Source organism: Nocardia sp. NPDC059180, assembly GCF_042754945.1.
Classification (GTDB): Bacteria; Actinomycetota; Actinomycetes; order Mycobacteriales; family Mycobacteriaceae; genus Nocardia.
The window spans coordinates 193,197-210,905 of sequence record NZ_JBHZBU010000005.1 but is presented as its reverse complement, the minus strand read 5'-3'; the positions used below and the strand labels follow the sequence as shown (position 1 = coordinate 210,905).

Sequence of the window (17,709 nt, the reverse complement as noted above, 5' to 3'; positions counted from 1 at the left end):
CGCCAGCCGGACCATCCCCGCGTGTGCGGGACCGACCAGCGGCCACCAAAAAGTTTGGGGCGCCCGTCAGGACCATTCCCGCGTGTGCGGGACCGACATCAGCGGACTCTCCACCGGCCGCAAGGACATCGGACCATCCCCGCGTGTGCGGGACCGACCCAGCCCTGGTCGCGACTTACGCAGCCAGCGCCGGACCATCCCCGCGTGTGCGGGACCGACAATGCGGCCATGTCGATGCCTGCCGGGTCGATCGGACCATCCCCGCGTGTGCGGGACCGACAGCTCCTGCGCTGCGGCCGCGAACGCTCCCGGCGGACCATCCCCGCGTGTGCGGGACCGACGCTCGATCGCGGGATCGGGCAGGGCGGTGTCGAGGACCATCCCCGCGTGTGCGGGACCGACGCCTTCAACGCCGTCGAGGCCGTCTTCATCCAGGGACCATCCCCGAGTGTGCGGGACCGACTCCCGCATCACCAGGTTGACCTCGTCGGCCATCGGACCATCCCCGCGTGTGCGGGACCGACCCGACCAGCCGCGCCATATCCGGGCTCGCGTCGGGACCATCCCCGCGTGTGCGGGACCGACTCGGGGTGGCGGACGCCGAAACCGGTATGCGAAGGACCATCCCCGCGTGTGCGGGACCGACTGCGCGGCCATCTTCGGCGACGGCGTCCAGTACGGACCATCCCCGCGTGTGCGGGACCGACATCGGGTGATGGCCTCGCGCGGCAAGTACGGCCGGACCATCCCCGCGTGTGCGGGACCGACGACACCGACCGCGATACCAGCGACGATGCCCGCGGACCATCCCCGCGTGTGCGGGACCGACCTCACGCAGCTGGGCCAGCTCGCCGCGGTGCGCGGACCATCCCCGCGTGTGCGGGACCGACCCACACCGCCCGAGGCCACCGAGGCCGACCCGAGGACCATCCCCGCGTGTGCGGGACCGACGTCGGAGGGGTGACTGCGCCGCATCAACCTCGAGGACCATCCCCGCGTGTGCGGGACCGACACTTATTTACCTGCACATTTGTTGGCCCGTGATGCTTTTTTCATTCACTTCGGTCGAAGCGTTGCCCTGTGGTTTTGCCCAGGCCGCGAGGCTTGGTTTGGTCTTGTGGGGTGTTGAGTCCGGGTGGGTGGGTTTGTGTTCTCGGTCGGGCGGAGAGGAGTAGTCCGTCGAAGTCGACGGGGCGCCAGCGGTCGCGGCCTGCGGTGCGGACGGCCCACCCTTGTTCGTTGTTGGCGGGTTCGATCATGACGGCTTGGCCGTCGTGGACGCGGTCGGCGAGGAGGTCCCAGAGGCGTTCTCGGACTCGTCGGCTGGGTTTGCCGACGAAGACACCGGCATTAACTTCGATCATCCATCGGGTGAGGTGGCCGCGGAGGCCGGGTGCGACGGCGATGAGGACGATGACGGTCATCGGCTCACCATTCGACTGGGGTTTCGAGTTCGGGCCCGATGATGGTGACCTGTTGGTCGCCGAAGCTGGGTTGTATTAGGTCGGCTTCTTTGTCTGCCCAGTTGGTACCGCCGTCGACGGTGCCGACCTTGTCGTCCCACAATTGGGGTCCGGAAGGGTCGTCCTCAGCTTCGCTGGCGTAGAGCAGTGTTCGGACGTCGCGGACGATTCGTGGGAGCAGCTTACGTTCGGCGATGAGGTCGCGGAGTCCGAGTCTTGCGTCGCGTTCTTCGGTGAGTTCGTCGGCGACGAGGTCGAATGCGAGAGGGATGGTGAATTCGGCCTTGTAGAGGTCGGCGATGTCGAGGACGAACGACATCGCCGATCCGGTGTGGACGAATCCTAGGCCGGGGCTGGCGCCGAGTCCGGTGACGACGGCGTGGCAGATGCCGTACAGGGCGGCGTTCGCGGCGGACAGGACTCGGTTGAGGTCGTCGCCGGCGGCGTGGGCGTCGCCGGCGGCGTGGGCGTCGCCGGCGACGTATTTACGGCCTTGCCAGGCGATGCCGGTTCGTGATGCGTGTTCGCGGTAGATGCGGCGGGCGCGGGTTCCTTCGCGGCCACGGAGCTGTTGCATGGTCAGTTCGCTGACGTCTTCGCCTGGGAACCGCATCGAGTACATGGCGCGGGCGACCTTCAGCCGTTCTTTGGGCCTGGTCACAAGGTAGGCCTGCTGCATCAGGAGTCCGGCGCCGCGGGAAGGGCCGATGCCCGCGGCATACATGCGGACTCCTTGTTGTCCGATCCAGCAGATTGTGGTGCCGGAATCGGCGAGCAGTGCCGCCGCGGCGTGTGTGATGCGGGTGCCGGGCCCCAACAGCATGGCCGCGACCAGGGCTGCGGGGACGCGGACGGTTTCTTTCTTGTTGATGACCACGACGGCGTTCTCGTCGCGGTCGATATGGGATCGTTCGACGTAGACGGTGGAGATGCGGTCTTGGAGTCGGTGCAGATCGTGGGGGTGCGCTTTCCACCAGATGTCGGCCATGTCAGGTCGCTGGAATGCGTGCGAGAGTGAGCAGTCCGCATCCGTATGCCTTGGACGGCCCTATCCCTGCGAGGAGGGTGGCGGTGAATCGTTCGGGGTCGGTGATCTCCAGGTGGCCTTCGAAGGTGGCGGTGTGGATGGTGACCCGGGATTTGCGCGTGCTGTTGTCTCGGTCTGGGTGTCCGAAACTCAGGCGTTGGCGCCCAAGGATTAGGACTTCGGGAGCGGGATCGTCGAGTTCGATTCCGGGTATTTGGGGTTCGATCTCGGAGGCGGGGATGCGGAAGCCCCATTTGGGTGTCCGGTCCAGGAACCAGGCTAGTTGAGCAGCGGCTGTGCGGTGGCCGAGTCGCAACGATCGGGGGCGGCGGCTCTCGGAGTCGGGCCTTTCCACTTCGGTTTCGGCTCGAGCGATTTGGGCTGCTGTGCGTTTCTGTGGGGTTTTAGTGTTTTGGACCGGGCTGGCGGTGACACGGAAGGCGTAATGGTGTCCGGTGTCGAGTCTTTCCAGCAGGGGACGGTAGTCGGCGATGTTGACATGTTCGCCCTCGGCGCTTGGCCAGCCCGCGTTCTCGACCAGGTGGGACCAGTCGGGTTTGGTGGGGGTCAGCGCATATAGCCATGGCCGATGTGGGTTGTCGGTGTCGAGCCGCCACAGGATGCGTTCTTTGGTGGCGTCTCCGGGGACGCCGTGCAGAACGGCGCTGCGCATGGCGCGGGGGTTTGCGAGCAGTTTCCTGCTTTGTGCGCGCAGTGGGTTGATGCGGATGCGTGAGAGATAGGTCATGGAAGTGTCTTTCACCAGTTCAGGAGGGAGAACGGGTCGTGACCGGCCGGTGGCGCTCCGCTATCGGCCCTATCGGCGTCGGATTCGGGAAAGCCGGTCGGGATCTGCACGGTGGTGTGGCGGACTCGGCGCTGCCGGTACTGCCGGTCGTGCAGGCCGAAGGACACGGGCACGTCCGGGCGGGTTTCGCCACCGGCGGGGTCGTCGATGGTGACCGGCAGATGCACGAATGCGGGTGTTGCGCCGCGTAGGTAGTCGGCACGGCCTGCCTCGCTGGCCTGCCACGGGTGCGTGGACAGTGCCGCTATCAGTTCGGTGGCTGGGGTATCGACCAGGATCGGATGGGTGGGTGGGCAGCTGCGCCGTCCGAGGGCCAGTGGGAAGGCCGGTCGTTTGACGGCGGCGGCGAGCTCAGCGACGGTGTCGGTTTGCCCGGCCAGCCCAACCAGAAACACGGCGTCCTGCAGATAATAGCGCTGGGTGACGTGGGTGTATTTCGCTGGTGCAGTGAGCTTCTGGAGTCCTTTTGCGTTGACCCCGCTCTGTTTCAGCGGCCTGCCGTAGTAGTCGGAGATGGTATGGAAGTCACGCAGCAAGGTACCGGCCTGGTCGGTGCGTACACCCATAGAGAGGTTGGTCAATGCGCTCAGGTCGGCGCCGCGCTCGAAGCCGAGCGCGGCGGCGAGGAGACCAACTACTCCGGATTTGGTTGGTTCGAGGCGTGTTTCGCGGCGGTTGAACTTGCTGTTCTCGCCCCAGGACTGGAGTGGTCCGGCCAAGCGGAGCAACAGAACCGCGGTGTCTTTGGGTGTGGTCATCGGGTCAGGTATCCCCGCAGCTGCTCGCGCAGGCCTTGGCGGAGTTCGGTGAAGGTGACTGCGGCCCCGAAGGCGGTTTCGAGATCCTTTTGGGTTTCGGAGTCGAAAGCGTGGGCGAAAGCAATATGAGCAGGTTTGTCGCCCCACATGTCGATGCTGCGTCGCTGCTCAGCGGCCAGCGCGCGGGCGGAGCGTTCAGCGATTCCGCCGTGGGGCGCGGAGATCGGTTTTTCGAACGCTGAGACCAGGTTGACCGGCTGGTCCTCTCGCACCACGACCGCGACCAGGGACGGCAGGGTGCGGTGGGCGAAGGAGTTGCCGTAGCCGGTGGGCATCGAGCGGGCGAAGCTGTCGACGAAGATGTCGATCGCCTCGAGCACCGCGTCGGTTTCGCCGAGGTTGTGGTGCAGTTGGTGGAGTCCGATGCTGGCGTAGCGGTAGAGGGTGGCGGAGTTGAAGCCGATCGAGCCGATCATGCCGGCGGCGGGGTCTGCGTCGTTTTCGTTCGCGTCGTCGACGGCGGTGTAGTAATCGAATTCGGCTTCGACTGCATGTGTGGAGAGGGCGTGTGCGACCTGCGCTGCGGCGTCGACGTTGAGTGCGGGGATATCGGCGACCATGCGCCCGAACAGTGCGACGTCCATGGGGTGGTTTTGAGTGAACTGGTCGGCGACTGGCAGCTCCTGCATCGCCTTCTCGAGCGCCTTGTCGTCGAGGGCGTCGAGTTCTTCTGCTCGGTCGGCGACGAGGTCGACCACTGCGTCGAGTTGACGGTTGCCGACGAACAGCAGGTAGGCGGTGTTGCCGGCCTTCTTCCCTGCCGTGATGCCGACCGGGGCCAGGACCGCAGTGCCGAGGCGCGCGGCCTTCTCATGGTCGAGAGCGGTGCGGTTCTCCAGGCGTTTGGCCAGTTCGGCGGCGACCTTGCGGGTGCGGGTCCCGAGGTCTTCCTTGGGGACATGTTCTTCGAATCGCATTCGCGCTGCCCGCTTCCAGGCTTGCGAAGACACGCGGGAGCGGCGGACGCCGCCGTATACGGCTTCCTTGGGGTTGCCGTGGTCGTCGCGGTTGAGGTTGGCCGGCGGGACGGTCTGGAGTATGTGCAGGTCGATACGTACGTGCTGAGTCATGTGCGGTCTGTCCTTTGGTGTAAATCGTTGTGCGGCTGGGGTGTCTTGGTCAATCGGTGGTGGTCTCGGCGGGTTTTTCCCACCGTTGATAGCCCTGCGCCCAGGCGGTGCGGACGCGTTGTCGTCGGTCGGGCCAGGGCCAGTGTTCGAGGTCTCGCAGGAGCCGGTCGTAGTCCAGTGGTTGTTTGATATCGCGGAGCTGGGTGACCAGCCCGCGCAACCGGTAGGTCAGCATCGATACCGACGTGGCGCTCACCATCGCCGACACTCGGCGATCTACTGCATCGGCGCTGTACTTTTCATGACCACGCAATACCCGCAGTGCGGAGCCGAGCCCGATACCAGGCATGTGCATCAGGGTTTTCTGGGACTGCTGATGGACCCCGAACAACGCCAGCGCAGCGTGTTCGGCCTGCTGGCCGGCGCTAGCGGCCCCGAAACGTTCCAGGTGTGCGCTTTCGTCGGGGGTGATGGTGTAGAACGGCCACATCTTGGGAACCGTCAATGCTTCACGGCCGACGCCGGACCGAAACGCCGCGAGATCTTCGCCCGGCGGCAGCACCTGACCTGCGGCGCCCTCGCGGGAAAACCTGTTCCAATACCGTTGAGCCATATGTCTACTCCTCTTAGTTCGACCGTTTGCGCAGCGCAGCGGCTCGGCGGAGGGTGTTGTTCACCGCGGAATGGAACATGTTCGCCGCCAGGCCGAGCTTGTAGTGACGTTCTTTGCTTCCCGACTTCTCGCTGCGGCCGCCAAATGCGGCGACGGGAAGCGCGAAAAGTGGTGCAGCGCAGCGATGGACGGCATCGAAGGCCATCAACTCCCACGCTTCACGGCCACGCGCAAGTTTGTCCTCATCATCGGCATCGACCGACACGCCTGCCAGGAGACGCCGAACCAACGGGTCGAGCGCGGCGAGTAGCTGTTCGCCTGGCCGCATGCCCTTGTTCCACGGGATCGGATCGGCGCCCACGGCACGACGCAGATCGGCAGAGAGAAGGTTGATCGCATTGACCAGCTGCTCGGCCTGCGTCGCGGCATCCACGACCAGCTCATAGGCCGGTCCGGCTCCTCGCAGTGACGCCACAGGCAGAGGCATAACGTCGTGGATCAGTTCCTCGATCACCGCGGATTGATTCCCATACACAATGCCGAAGGTCTCGACCCGCAGCGGATAGCCGGCGTCGATGACGCCCTCGTCGTCCAAACCTGCGATCTGATCGATCAGCTCGCTCGTTTGCGCCGCGCCGTTCTCTTTCTCCAGCGCCAATAGGGCGTCCAGGCCGCGCCATGCTGCCCTGCCGGCTGTATGTCGCAGAGGGCGCAGCGGCGTGGCACCAGTCCGTCTATCGGGCTTGTCCTTCCGCCATGCCGTATGGGTTTCCCACACCGGCACACCGACATTGAACCGGTCGCCGGCAGACAAGACCACCCGCTCGACAACGACGCCATCGTCCGTGCGCTCAGGGAGAAGGCGAATCCGTCGCGCCTGCCACGTCCACAGATCCAGCAGACCCTCCGGTGCGCGGACCTCCCACTGCGGGCCGAGAGGATCCTTCGCCCAGTGTGGGGGACCCAGACGCTTCTGCACACCGATCGGCGAGTTCAACAGTAAAGTCTCATACAGGGTTCGCCCGACCGGCATCACCACACCCAGCTGCCCCAACGGGCCCGTTGGGTTCCCCGATGTCTTGCCCGTTTTCTCGGCATTCAGGTCACCGACGACGCCGGTCTTTATGGCCGCGGTATCCCAGCATTGCGCATGCAGCATCCACCGGACCGCTGCATCCAGCGGCAAGCGTAAGACGTCGGCCTCGGTGCGGGTGGCGAACAACGGGACGTTGTTTCCCGAAGGCGCCGTGGCCACCAGCAACGCCGAACCCTTGGTTTCGCCCTTCTTTGTCCGCAGGTCGGCTACTTGCCCGAATGGGTGCACCGGGTGCAGGACATCGAACCGATCGGCGTGCTCGGCCAGATATGTAGCGAGTGCCTCGATCTCGGCAGTAGTGAACCGGCCCCGTTCGAAGCGCTGGCCCCACTCCCTCCGGGAGGGTGGCGACCCGAGCGCGTGCATCGTGATCGGCAGCAGGAGCTGGCGCAGAATGGCCGGCAGCATCGTCGGCACCTCGACATCTACACCGACGATCCGATGACTGTCCGCCAACGCCTGCCACACCGGGAAAGCCTCGACCGAACCGCTGTCGAACCTGCAGGGCAACAACGGAACCGCCCGAATCAAATCACCGTCATCCACACTGGCATCCATTCTTTAAAGAGCATTGTCTAGAATGTCTAGCGACCTTCGATCAGCGTACGGGGCCACTCGATTGGCTGTATGCGAAACTGAGGTGAAACCCACCGGTTTGTTTCGGCGGGCATGGTCCAGAGCAATGTCTGGGACCTCCTTCGGCCCCGCATGCTGCGGGGTGTGATGTAGTGGGGCACCTCTCGTGCCCCTCTACATCACTCGACGACCAGGCCGAGTCGTGCGTCGTAGCGAATCCGGGCCGTCCCCACCGCGCCTCGGCTGTCGTTATCGAGAATGAGTGCCGGGCAGTAGCGCAGCCACGGATGATCCCGCCAGCCGTCCAACGGCCTCAGCGATTCCATCCCCGGCCGAGCAAGCCGCATGGGTAGTCGGAGGGTGCCACCGAGGACGTCGTCGAGCACCTCTGCGGGAACCTCACCATTCGGACCCAGCCGACGTCCGTTCTCGGAGCGATAACCGCGGTCGTCCTCGCGCACGAGGATCACATCGATCGATTCCTCACCGTCACGCACGCGAACGTCATCGTCCTTCACGTACTCCCCGCGATGCAGCCCTTCCAACGTGGGGTACTCGTGCTCGCCGAGCCGGGTCAGCACGAACTGGGCTGCCGTATCGGCCCGTTTCCGTTGATCAGCCGTCCACGTCCGCAATGCGGCAGCGACCTCGTCCACCCACGCTTCGGGAACCGCTACCTGCGGGTCGTATGCGGCGACCACCAGCTCGGGAACCTGGGCAGGGACCTTCCAATGATCTCCGTCGGCTTGAAGGACGGCTGCAGCACTGCGCAGCAGTGGGTAGCGCCCGTAGATTGCTTCGCTGTCACCGTTAATACTCGGCGGGCCGTCCCCACCGGGGACGAAGCCGGTGATCACCACGGTCGGCTCGCGCAGGGCGGGCGGGCGGAGGACTCCGTCGTGGCGGTGCATACGCCCGATCCGCTGCAGCAACAAGTCCATCGGCGCCAGATCGGTGATCAGCAGGTCGGCATCCACGTCGAACGACTGCTCCGCGATCTGGGTGGCGACCACGATCGTCAAGGGACGTTGGACCCCATCCTTTTTCGGTCCCAGGCGATCGAGGCAGACATCGGTCACCTGGGCACGTTGACGCACATGCATCCGCGCGTGCAGCAACTCCACGGCTGAGCCGAACACCTGCTGCAACTCTGTGAAAGTTTCCTGTGCACGATCGACGGTGTTGCGGATGATCAGCACGCAGCCGCCATCGGACAGTCGATCGGTCAGCAGCTCTGCGATCGAGGCCCCTTCCCGAACGACCTGGACGTTTACTCGCAGGGACTCCGCCCGCCAGGCCGGTGCAGAAACTTGCTCGACCACAGGGCTGCCGACGGTGTCGGCCCACGCCGTGGTCACTCTCGGGTATCCCGGCTCCTCATCGAAGGCAACCGGCTCGAGCTCCTCGATGCTGCGGGCTCCGGCGAGGTATGCGCTGAGAAGCTGCTCGCGTTGCCCCGGGGGCAAGGTCGCCGACAGCAAGATGACCGGCACCCCGGCCTGGCCTAGCCAGCGCAACCCTTCCACGAGAAACTCCGACATGTACACATCGGCCGCGTGCACCTCGTCGAGGATGACGACCTTCCCCGCCAGCCCGGCCATCCGCAACATCACATGCTTGGTCCGCGTCGCCGCCAGCAACAACTGATCGATCGTGCCGACCACGAACGGCGCCAACAACCCTCGCTTGGCCCCGAGAAACCACTCCGCCGGCACGGTACGAACCGGTCGCTCGCAGGTACACGCGTCGAACCCCGAACTGCCGTACGGGTCATCGAGCCCGAACTCATCCTCACCCACACTCGCGAACCCCGAATCGGCATCCTCAGCGGATTCGACGAGTCGCTGCCATTCAGAGTTGAAGCGGCGCTTGCCATGCAGCAACGCCACCCCGCCGACAGCACCGGCATCCACGGCCTTGACCCACGCACGCACCTGCGTGAACATCGGATCACTGGTCGCCTGCGTTGGCATCCCCACGAACACGCCATCAAACCCGAACCGCGCCGCCATCACCTCCGCACACAGCAACGCCGTCCGCGTCTTTCCCTCCCCCATCGGCGCCTCGACGATCATCAGCCCAGGACGCGCCATCCGCGCCGCACACTCGATCGCCACGTACTGCGACGGTCGCGGCGGCACATGGAACCGCGCCTCGAAATCATCGGCTGAAGGCTCAGGAATCCGGCCCCATCCACGTGCCAGACCGAGCTCCTCCCATGCCTTCACCGCCCTCGAACGCGCCCCCTCGACACTGACCTCGTCCAAACAAACGATGCCCGGGAAGTGCTCCCCACTCGCGATCCAATCGGCCATCACAATGAACCCACTTAACTGCAACTGCAGCGCCCTCGACGGCACAACCCGCGGCTCCACATCCCGAAGCTCCCCACAGCCCAGCACCCGGGTAAACGCCACGAGAAGCGCGCGCTGCGCATCCGGCCAATCACCACCACCCCGCAGAGCGGACTCATGTCGCCTGCCGGGCCCTAAATCGCCGAGTGAAGGAAACTGGCCATGATGCCCAGCCACCAACGGCCACACCCAGTCTCGATGCTCTGCACCCCACCCGGCCTCGCGAGCCAGGTCCTTCAGGATCTTCGCGCCCGCCTTCTCATGCCGCCACCGCCGCCCTTTGACCGAGTGCTCGTCCCAGCTCAGCCCAACTCCACGAACCGCTGTAGCGCCGTCGCGATCAACGGACTGAAACACAGGCGTCGCCTTGCCCAAGTCATGAACACCACACAGCCATACGAACAATCGCCGCCCCGCATCACTGCTCCCCGCAACCACCGCCACCTGATGACGCACTGAATCCGCCAAGTACCTGTCCCAGATCAACTCAGCGACAGCCGCGGTATCCAGCATGTGCGACAACAACAAATTCGCCGTGCCACCCGCACGACTAGCAGACTTCCCCCACAACGCCCCCAACCACTCCCGCTCCCGCCCCGACAACCCCACCCACTTAATCGATCTCGCGTCCCCATCCGTGGTCATGGCGCCCACCATAAAGAGACCCACCGACACGAACAGCCCTGAAGCCGCCCGCCGAGACACCGGAGCTGCCCAGCTGCCGACGAACCTTAGTCCCTAGGGGCTCCCCGCCACGGGACCACCGCCTGTTGCGAATCCGGCCTGGTGGGTCACGCGCTGATCACCGCCTCACCTCGCACCCAACATCCTTCGGGAAGGAATTCCTTCCCCGTCAAGCCGCTACGCGACACCGCTCGTTCGAGGGCCATGGAAGAGGCGAGAGTAGCCTCAGCCGCGAATCAGATACATCCCGCACCGGGCGAAGTGAATGAAAAACAGCCACACACCCCACGTAAGAAGAGCTCAGGAAGTGTCGGCCCCGCACACGCGGGGATGGTCCCTACGACGGGGCCGCGCCCGGCGCGCGGTCGCGGTCGGCCCCGCACACGCGGGGATGGTCCTCCCGGTGCGGGTGCGCCAGATACCCCGGTCGGGTCGGCCCCGCACACGCGGGGATGGTCCGCGTACGAGGGCATCGTCGGCCGTCTGCGCGCGGTCGGCCCCGCACACGCGGGGATGGTCCTATGTTTGGTGCGCACGGATATTCGACACGTCAGTCGGCCCCGCACACGCGGGGATGGTCCGGGCAGCCGACAGACCGCGGTCATCGCCGAGGGGTCGGCCCCGACACGCGGGGATGGTCCCCGGAACGGGAGTGTGTTGTACAGCTCGGTGAAGTCGGCCCCCGCACATGCGGGGATGGTCCAGACTACGAGTTCGACGCCCGGTTCCTGCTGTGGTTGGCACCGCACACGCGGGGATGGTCCGGGAGTGGACACGTAGGCCCTCCGATTGAGTTAGTCGGCCCCGCACTCGTGGGGATGGCCCGCATCTGTCCGACGCCGCCCGCACCAAGGTCATGTCGGCCCCGCACACGCGGGGATAGTCTGAGCTGTCGCAGGATGCGAGCAAGGTCTACGACGTCGGTCCCCGCACGCAGGGATGGATTGTCCGTACGGTTCGCCGGCCGTGGCGCACGGTCTTGTCGGCCCAGCGCACGCGAGGACGGCTCCGAACGCGTCGAGCGGGGGCTGAGGACCCCACACACGCGGGGATGATCCCGACAGGTGGCGCCGCGGCCCCCGTGTGTGGAAGCACCAGGATCCCACGGTCGCGGCAGCGCGCATCGAGACGACGATCCGACCCTGCGAAATGCCGACCCAGCATACGGAAAGGCGTGCACACCAGAGAGGGGCGACTCGACGCAAACTGCGTTCTTGCTAGTCACCGGGGCGGATCCTGTTCTGGGTGAGGCGGTCGATCACCTGACTCGGCAGGCATCCGTTCTCTGTCATGACGGAACGAACGTGTTGCCGCTGGGCAGGCTCCGACGAAATCCCCACGGCCGTCGACAGCAGATCGCCCCACACCGCCACCACGTCACTAGCGATCTGTCCAATGACGTCGGTCGAAGTCAGATAGAGGTTCGGATTCGCAGCCGGTGCGTGCCGCGGATCGACAGTCAGCCGGTCCGACACGATGATCGCCGGGCTGTCCGCTGGCGGATGGTCCATTCCCTGATCCGCCGCTAACTGGTCGAGCTGCGTGTTGGCCTGGCGAACATCTTTGAGCGGAAGCAGTCCGTCGTCGTGCTCCTCCGACTTGGCCTCAATCGTCATCCATAGAGCGGTGCCCCACACCCACGCGGAGTCGCAGCGTCCCTGCCCCTTCGGCTTGGATGCCTCAGCTCCGAGGAACGAACCGAGGGTCGTCAGACCACGTTCATAGACTGTGGCTGTGTCCTGGGCGAGCGCTTCAGACATTCCGATGAGCTCGGTGTTCATCTGATTGGGACGGAGCTGTCTACGCAGGCGCGCGACGATCGCGTTGACCGCCACGACGTCCATAGGCACCAACGGCACTTCCTCAGCGCCTGGTAGATCCTGCATCTCCTTTAGCCATGTGCCACGATTGGCCGCCAGGGCCGCGTCTCGCACCAGCTGCCGGGCCCGTGCGCGCTGAGTCTCATCCTGTGCGCCGAGGTAGAGCCACACGCCGGCGATATAGAGGAGCAGACCCCGGTAGCCGCGCGTCGCTGCCGGGCCAACGTGCGGAACTGCTGCCTGCAGTTTCTCACTGCCGCCGATCCAATCCCCGGTGAAGGCCAGCTGCCACGCTTCAACTTCCAGCGCAGCCGCCCTACCTAGGGCATCCGCCGCCGGGGACACTACCTTTACGGCCTCCTGCCGAAACTCGGCCACCATCGGCTCGCCCTGCTCACGCCACTCCGTGCCATGCGCGAGAAACGTCTCGACGTTCGAGATGACCTCGTCCGGGTCGGTGCCCTTGCTGTTCTGCCAGCCGAACTCCACCTCAGCCTGGAGGTCCGGTTCGAGTGCCCGGAGATTGTCGGGCCGACTAAAGTACTTCGTAATGTCCGAGCCGAGCACCACCACGACGGCGTAATCGTTCGGGCCGCGGGTGCACCGGCCCACGCCCTGCACGATGCGCGTCCGCAGGCGCTCCGCTAGGGCGGCATTGGCATCGGCCCGCTCGCCCAGGAAGCGTTCCTGCAGGCCGACCGCGTCCGGATTGCCGCCCAGGACCACGATCCGGCAAGCACTACCCGGCAGATCTAAGCCGTCGTAACGGTTAGCCAGACCCAGCACACCGGCGGGTGCAGTAGCAAACACATCGAGGCCCTGCTGCTCAAGGATCTCGCGGCCAAAGACCCTGATGCCCTCGCCTGCGAGCGCCGCAGCAGCGGCCTCAGTCTTGGCCACCGTCTGCTGACTCAGTACCAGAGCCTTGTTGGTAAGACCAATGATCCGCTTCGTCAACCCGTCGGGGTCCCCACCCTTGACCAGATCCGGGAAGACGAACATGCGCCGACCAGAGCGGGGCGGCGTCTTGGTAGGCAGCGGCATTCGGACGATCTCGCGACGACCGAAAGCCCGCTCCAACTCACCGCCCGAACCAAGCGTGGCCGACAGGTAGATCCGCTGCTGGGCATGACTGAAGACGCGGTTCTCGAACGTCGGCGGAATCATCGGGCGCACCTGAACACCACCGTAGGCCAAGTACACGCAGCACGCCGCCAGGCCCGAGCGGATCATGGCGAACTCATACTTATGCGGCTCCGGAAGATGAGCCAACGCCGCGTCAAGCTTCGCCAAGGCCGTCGAATCGACCGCTGGCAAGATCAGACGCACCTGATGGTGAGCACCGGGGTCCGGCTCACCCTCAAGTCGTTGGATCTGCAACCCCGACAAGAACGGCTTCAGCGGCTCAAGGATCGCCGTATAGACCGCAGGGCTTTCATAACGCCGAACTTTGACACCGTACTCGTTGCCGACGAACTGCTCGCCTGCGTGCGCATCGTCGAAGATCAGCAACCGCGGCTCGGGAAGCTTCGGGCTGCTATTAAAGACGGCACTATAGGTTGTGATGCCAATCATTTCGCCACCCTCGACGGCGGACTCGTCGAGGGTGTCCCAGTTCCGAGCCGGGCCGATCAGCAGCGCGCCGGGAACACCCTCACGTTGCGCAGTCGCGGCGACCTGCCGGGCAAGTTGCTTGGTCGGCGTGACGTAGATGACTGGCCCCTGCGCCTTACGGCGCACCCACTCGGCGATCAGCAGCCCTGGCAGTGTCTTGCCGGTGCCGGTCGGCAGTTCGAGTGCCAGGTCAGCCGTGTTCTGGTGATTCTCGGCGTAGGCTCGGATAACGTCGCCCTGGTGGAGCCACAACGAGTCCACTGCTTCCGTCGTTCTCGGCAGCGTGCCACTCAGATACAACTCCTCCGGCGAGGGGAATTGCGAAACCACCCTCTTCGGCTTGCCCTGAAACGCCATGCCTGACTTCCCCTTCCGCCAAACCATGGTCGGCGCACTCTGTCAAGTTGCACTGCCTCTATGCCCGCGCTACACGCCTGATCCTACGGATCCCGCACCTCCTGTTCGGCACAACCGACTGAGCAGGGGTTGTCGAATACGTTCCCAATCGCGCGGATAGGGCCCAGGGCCCTCGAACAGTGGCGGGCTAGCTGGGGTTGCGCCGCCAGGTGTGAAACGCTACGGCGGTCGAGGTCCCTGCTGCCGTGAGAACGGTCGCCCCGGCGTTACCGAACACGACGAGAACGACGACAGCGGTGACGATCACGATGAAAACCAGCACATCCAGCCCTCGACCGGGCTGTCGTGACGGCGTCGGGTCCTCCTCGCGTGGCGGGCTCCCAGACACAATGGATGAGATGTGCGAGTTTGGGGCAGTGGTCCTGCGGCGCAACCTTCGTACTGGTGAGCGGTCGGGACACACAAGCGTCGTCGGGACGGTTTCAGAGGGCATCGAAGTAGACCTCCGCAGTGCGCCGAATCTGAGCCAGTCGTTTGGACACCGCGCTGTGATTGGCGTAACCGAGTCGGTGCGCGATCTCGGTGGCGCGGGACATCCCGCTGGAGAGCAGTACGACGATCTCGCGGTTACGCGGGTCGAGAAGGGCAAGGAAGTCGTTGGTGACGATATTGCCCACCACGTCGGATTCGGGTCCTTGGACCGGGATAGTGTCAGGCAGCTCCATGAAGCTGACCTTGACCTTGCGTCGTTTACCGTGCAGCTTGCGTTCGAAATCCTCACGGGCGTAGGACCACCGAGGTGAAAAATCGTCCTCAGCGCGGTGCGAACAAACTGCGTCGAGGATACCGCGCAACCGACCGGTCCGATCGGCAGCTTCGATCGTCTCCGCAACGACATCGGCAGCGTCGTCCTCGCCGGACCACACCGTCCCACCCGTGCGAGGTCGGCCAGTGACCACGCCCTGCAATACAGTGCCGTCGACCAACATAGCCGGTCCTACTGGATCACCATCGATTTCCGGGAACTCTCGCAACCTGCGCTGGATGGCAGCAGTAACGGCCGGGACCCAAAAGTCGAGATTGTGGGCGAGCATCCGGATCGGATCATCGCCGGAAAACGCACCCAGGCCTGAGCCCGACACCAGATGTGGCCAAACCACGCTCGCTCACGCCCTGCTCAGCAGGCCCTCGAAATCGGGCGGAAGGAACTCGTCGATATGAGGTTTGTCCGTAATGAACGGCCACATCCCGGCGCGCAGTGACGGCAACCCGAACCGATCCAGGACGTGCTTGGGCAACAGGTGCACCAGCGGGGCATACTCGAAATACCGTGAACGAGTCCGTGGTACGAAGGTCACGTTGACGTCGCCGAACTCGGCGACCTTGGCGATCGACGCGGGCAGGTCGTCCTCGTCGAACAGACGTCGACGGAACTGCGCGGCCTCCCAAAGCATGTTCCATCGCGCGATCACGGCTTCGAGCTCCACCCGGTCAGCCGGGGGGATTACCAGCGTGACAAACTCCGTCGGCTCCGGGTCGAGGGGGCGGATCATGCCCTTGACCATGAAGGCCGCGGACAGGTTCCGCATGCGAGGGTACTCCGCGGGAGTGATCTCGTCGTCGGGCTGGAAGGTATCCTCACGGCGCCACTGCAACACCTTGGCCATGGTCTGCTCAACGCCGTCCAGCCCCTTGGCCACCGGCACCGGCTCCTTACTCGGTCGAACTTGCTCAGCTGTCTGCCTCATATCTAATCTCACGACACCTGCTCCCGAATCCGTTCCGACTCCGCAACAGATTCTCCGGCTTACCTAAACCGACCGGCCAGGACTGACCGTCTGATGACACGGACAACCGGTCCACAGGATGACTCACCGAGCGGTTCTGCACCCGCCGCCTCCCCGTGCGCAACACGATCTGGAAATCGCACATAGAGCCGCCTACCACCAAGGTGGCCGAACGACCTCAGGCAGCCGGCCAGGCACAGCGAATCCCGTACCCGAGCACCTCGCCCGAAGGGGCGGTCATGACGCTCACAGCTTGGGCCCGCTCCGAGATTCCGAACTCCGCGAGACCGACCCCGACATCCACGATGTTTACGCAGTAGATATCAGGGGGCCTGCGGCGGGATCTCGTCCTGCAACAACCACAGCTCCCGCCCCTGCTCCACGGTGATGATCCCCCGCTCCTTAGCCAGCTTGATCACCTCACAGAGCACAGATTCGGCGTGGTCCTGCTTCGCCTTCTCCATCACAGCGTTTCCTTCTCCGACGATCTCAGCCAGTTGATCCCCTAGACGCACATGCCCTTTGTGCCCGTAGGTGAGACTGTCACCCTTGACCGGCACGGTGTTCCCGATGAGTTCGCCCCAGTCGCTGTCAGTGATGTGAACCTGCACGTTCACCGGCCCGAAGCTGGCGACCGTTCCATGAGATCGTCGCCCGTATCCGTGACCGCCTTTGACAATCTGATTGCACACAGTGACCGGATCCCCCACCCGCAGATCCCGCCCCTCGCTGTCCTGTTCTACTCCCACTTGCAACTCTCCTCCCGCGCGCAGGCTTCGCCGCTCTGACGAGCAGTACGCGGCTGTGCAATAGTGCCTGGCCGCTTCGGCGTTCGGAAATCGATCGCTGACCACCACGCTCCGCAATCCAGCGGACCGCCGCCCGTCATCCTCCCACCGCCCCGCACGGCACGCGCACTCATCACCACGTCACCACGTCACCACGACGAAACTCGCCACAGAGGCAGCGGCGTCTGGAGCCGCCCTGGGGGCGACGGACGACCTTCAGCAGGAGATCCGCGAGCTGGATGAGCCCGGCGGCCTCTACGGCGTCGTCGAATTGGTTAGTCCGGTGATTTGCTGGGTTCTTGAACGCACCGATCGCACCGGCGAACAGGTCCATCATTGCGGTCTTCTCGCCGCCCTCAGCAGCCGGGTCGGTCAGCGGCCCGCCCTCGGGCTTGAACTCTGTGCGCATCAACGTTTACCCCGATCACCGAGTGATCCAGCACCGCGACATCGCGCAACAACGAAGACCCGCCGACACAAACAGCACTGAAACCTCCCCGCCGAGACACCAGGGCGCCACGCTGCTACCGGCGACATATCGCATCCCCCGGGAACCCACGGCCCGTTGCGAATCCCGGACTGACGGTCACGCGCTGAACACCGCCGCACAACGCGCCCAACCTCCTTCAGGAACCGCCTTTCCCCGTCAAACCGTTGCGCGACACCGGGCGCTCGCTCAAGGACCATGAAGAGGGCGAGAGTATCCTCAGCCACGTCTCAGAGACATCGAGCCCACCCTGAGCAAGCTGAACGAAAAAACCGCCACACACCCCACATAAGACGAGCTCAGGAAGTGTCGGCCCCGCACACGCGGGGATGGTCCGGTTCGGGGCG

Annotated in this window: 13 protein-coding genes and 2 CRISPR repeat arrays (1 of these 15 cut by a window edge); all 13 genes read right to left on the bottom strand. The window is 64.8% G+C overall.

Features of this window, described 5'->3' with window-relative positions; all coding sequences use genetic code 11:
- Positions 1-1,012: direct repeats of the CRISPR family, unit length 28 nt; unit sequence GGACCATCCCCGCGTGTGCGGGACCGAC; it reaches 353 nt to the left of the window's first position.
- 40 nt (positions 1,013-1,052) lie between these two features.
- The 13 genes from cas2e to ACFXNW_RS18105 all read right to left on the bottom strand — a co-directional run bounded on the left by cas2e (position 1,053) and on the right by ACFXNW_RS18105 (position 17,284).
- On the bottom strand, positions 1,053-1,424 hold the full coding sequence (gene cas2e, locus ACFXNW_RS18165; RefSeq protein WP_379418860.1) for a type I-E CRISPR-associated endoribonuclease Cas2e: 372 nt from the start codon (positions 1,422-1,424) through the stop codon (positions 1,053-1,055).
- Between the two features lie 4 nt (positions 1,425-1,428).
- Positions 1,429-2,451 carry a type I-E CRISPR-associated endonuclease Cas1e gene (cas1e, locus tag ACFXNW_RS18160; protein WP_379418859.1) on the bottom strand — a complete coding sequence of 341 codons (1,023 nt, stop codon included), beginning with the start codon at positions 2,449-2,451 and terminating at the stop codon, positions 1,429-1,431.
- 1 nt (position 2,452) lies between these two features.
- Positions 2,453-3,238, bottom strand: a complete 786-nt coding sequence (gene cas6e, locus ACFXNW_RS18155; RefSeq protein ID WP_379418858.1) for a type I-E CRISPR-associated protein Cas6/Cse3/CasE — start codon at positions 3,236-3,238, stop codon at positions 2,453-2,455.
- Positions 3,239-3,249: 11 nt separating this feature from the next.
- On the bottom strand, positions 3,250-4,056 hold the full coding sequence (gene cas5e / locus ACFXNW_RS18150) for a type I-E CRISPR-associated protein Cas5/CasD (protein WP_379418857.1): 807 nt from the start codon (positions 4,054-4,056) through the stop codon (positions 3,250-3,252).
- The gene (gene cas7e / locus ACFXNW_RS18145; protein ID WP_379418856.1) at positions 4,053-5,186 is read right to left on the bottom strand and encodes a type I-E CRISPR-associated protein Cas7/Cse4/CasC; all 1,134 of its coding nucleotides are present in this window, start codon (positions 5,184-5,186) and stop codon (positions 4,053-4,055) included. Before cas7e ends, cas5e begins: the two co-directional genes overlap by 4 nt.
- A 49-nt stretch (positions 5,187-5,235) precedes the next feature.
- Positions 5,236-5,799 carry a type I-E CRISPR-associated protein Cse2/CasB gene (gene casB / locus ACFXNW_RS18140; RefSeq protein ID WP_379418855.1) on the bottom strand — a complete coding sequence of 188 codons (564 nt, stop codon included), beginning with the start codon at positions 5,797-5,799 and terminating at the stop codon, positions 5,236-5,238.
- A gap of 13 nt (positions 5,800-5,812) precedes the next feature.
- Entirely contained in the window at positions 5,813-7,441 is a 1,629-nt protein-coding gene (gene casA, locus ACFXNW_RS18135; RefSeq protein WP_379418854.1) for a type I-E CRISPR-associated protein Cse1/CasA, read from the bottom strand.
- A gap of 209 nt (positions 7,442-7,650) precedes the next feature.
- Positions 7,651-10,470, bottom strand: coding sequence for a CRISPR-associated helicase Cas3' (gene cas3, locus ACFXNW_RS18130; protein WP_379418853.1), 2,820 nt, complete (start codon positions 10,468-10,470; stop codon positions 7,651-7,653).
- A gap of 348 nt (positions 10,471-10,818) precedes the next feature.
- Positions 10,819-11,395: a CRISPR direct-repeat array (repeat unit 28 nt; unit sequence GTCGGCCCCGCACACGCGGGGATGGTCC).
- Positions 11,396-11,726: 331 nt separating this feature from the next.
- Positions 11,727-14,300, bottom strand: a complete 2,574-nt coding sequence (locus tag ACFXNW_RS18125; protein ID WP_379418852.1) for a DEAD/DEAH box helicase — start codon at positions 14,298-14,300, stop codon at positions 11,727-11,729.
- 482 nt (positions 14,301-14,782) lie between these two features.
- The gene (locus tag ACFXNW_RS18120; protein WP_379418851.1) at positions 14,783-15,289 is read right to left on the bottom strand and encodes a hypothetical protein; all 507 of its coding nucleotides are present in this window, start codon (positions 15,287-15,289) and stop codon (positions 14,783-14,785) included.
- Between the two features lie 177 nt (positions 15,290-15,466).
- Entirely contained in the window at positions 15,467-16,000 is a 534-nt protein-coding gene (locus tag ACFXNW_RS18115; protein ID WP_379418850.1) for a hypothetical protein, read from the bottom strand.
- Positions 16,001-16,410: 410 nt separating this feature from the next.
- Positions 16,411-16,836, bottom strand: a complete 426-nt coding sequence (locus ACFXNW_RS18110) for a hypothetical protein (protein ID WP_379418849.1) — start codon at positions 16,834-16,836, stop codon at positions 16,411-16,413.
- 172 nt (positions 16,837-17,008) lie between these two features.
- Positions 17,009-17,284: a TIGR02391 family protein gene (locus ACFXNW_RS18105; RefSeq protein WP_379418848.1), complete on the bottom strand. Its 276-nt coding sequence runs from the start codon at positions 17,282-17,284 to the stop codon at positions 17,009-17,011.
- Between the last annotated feature and the right edge of the window lie 425 nt (positions 17,285-17,709).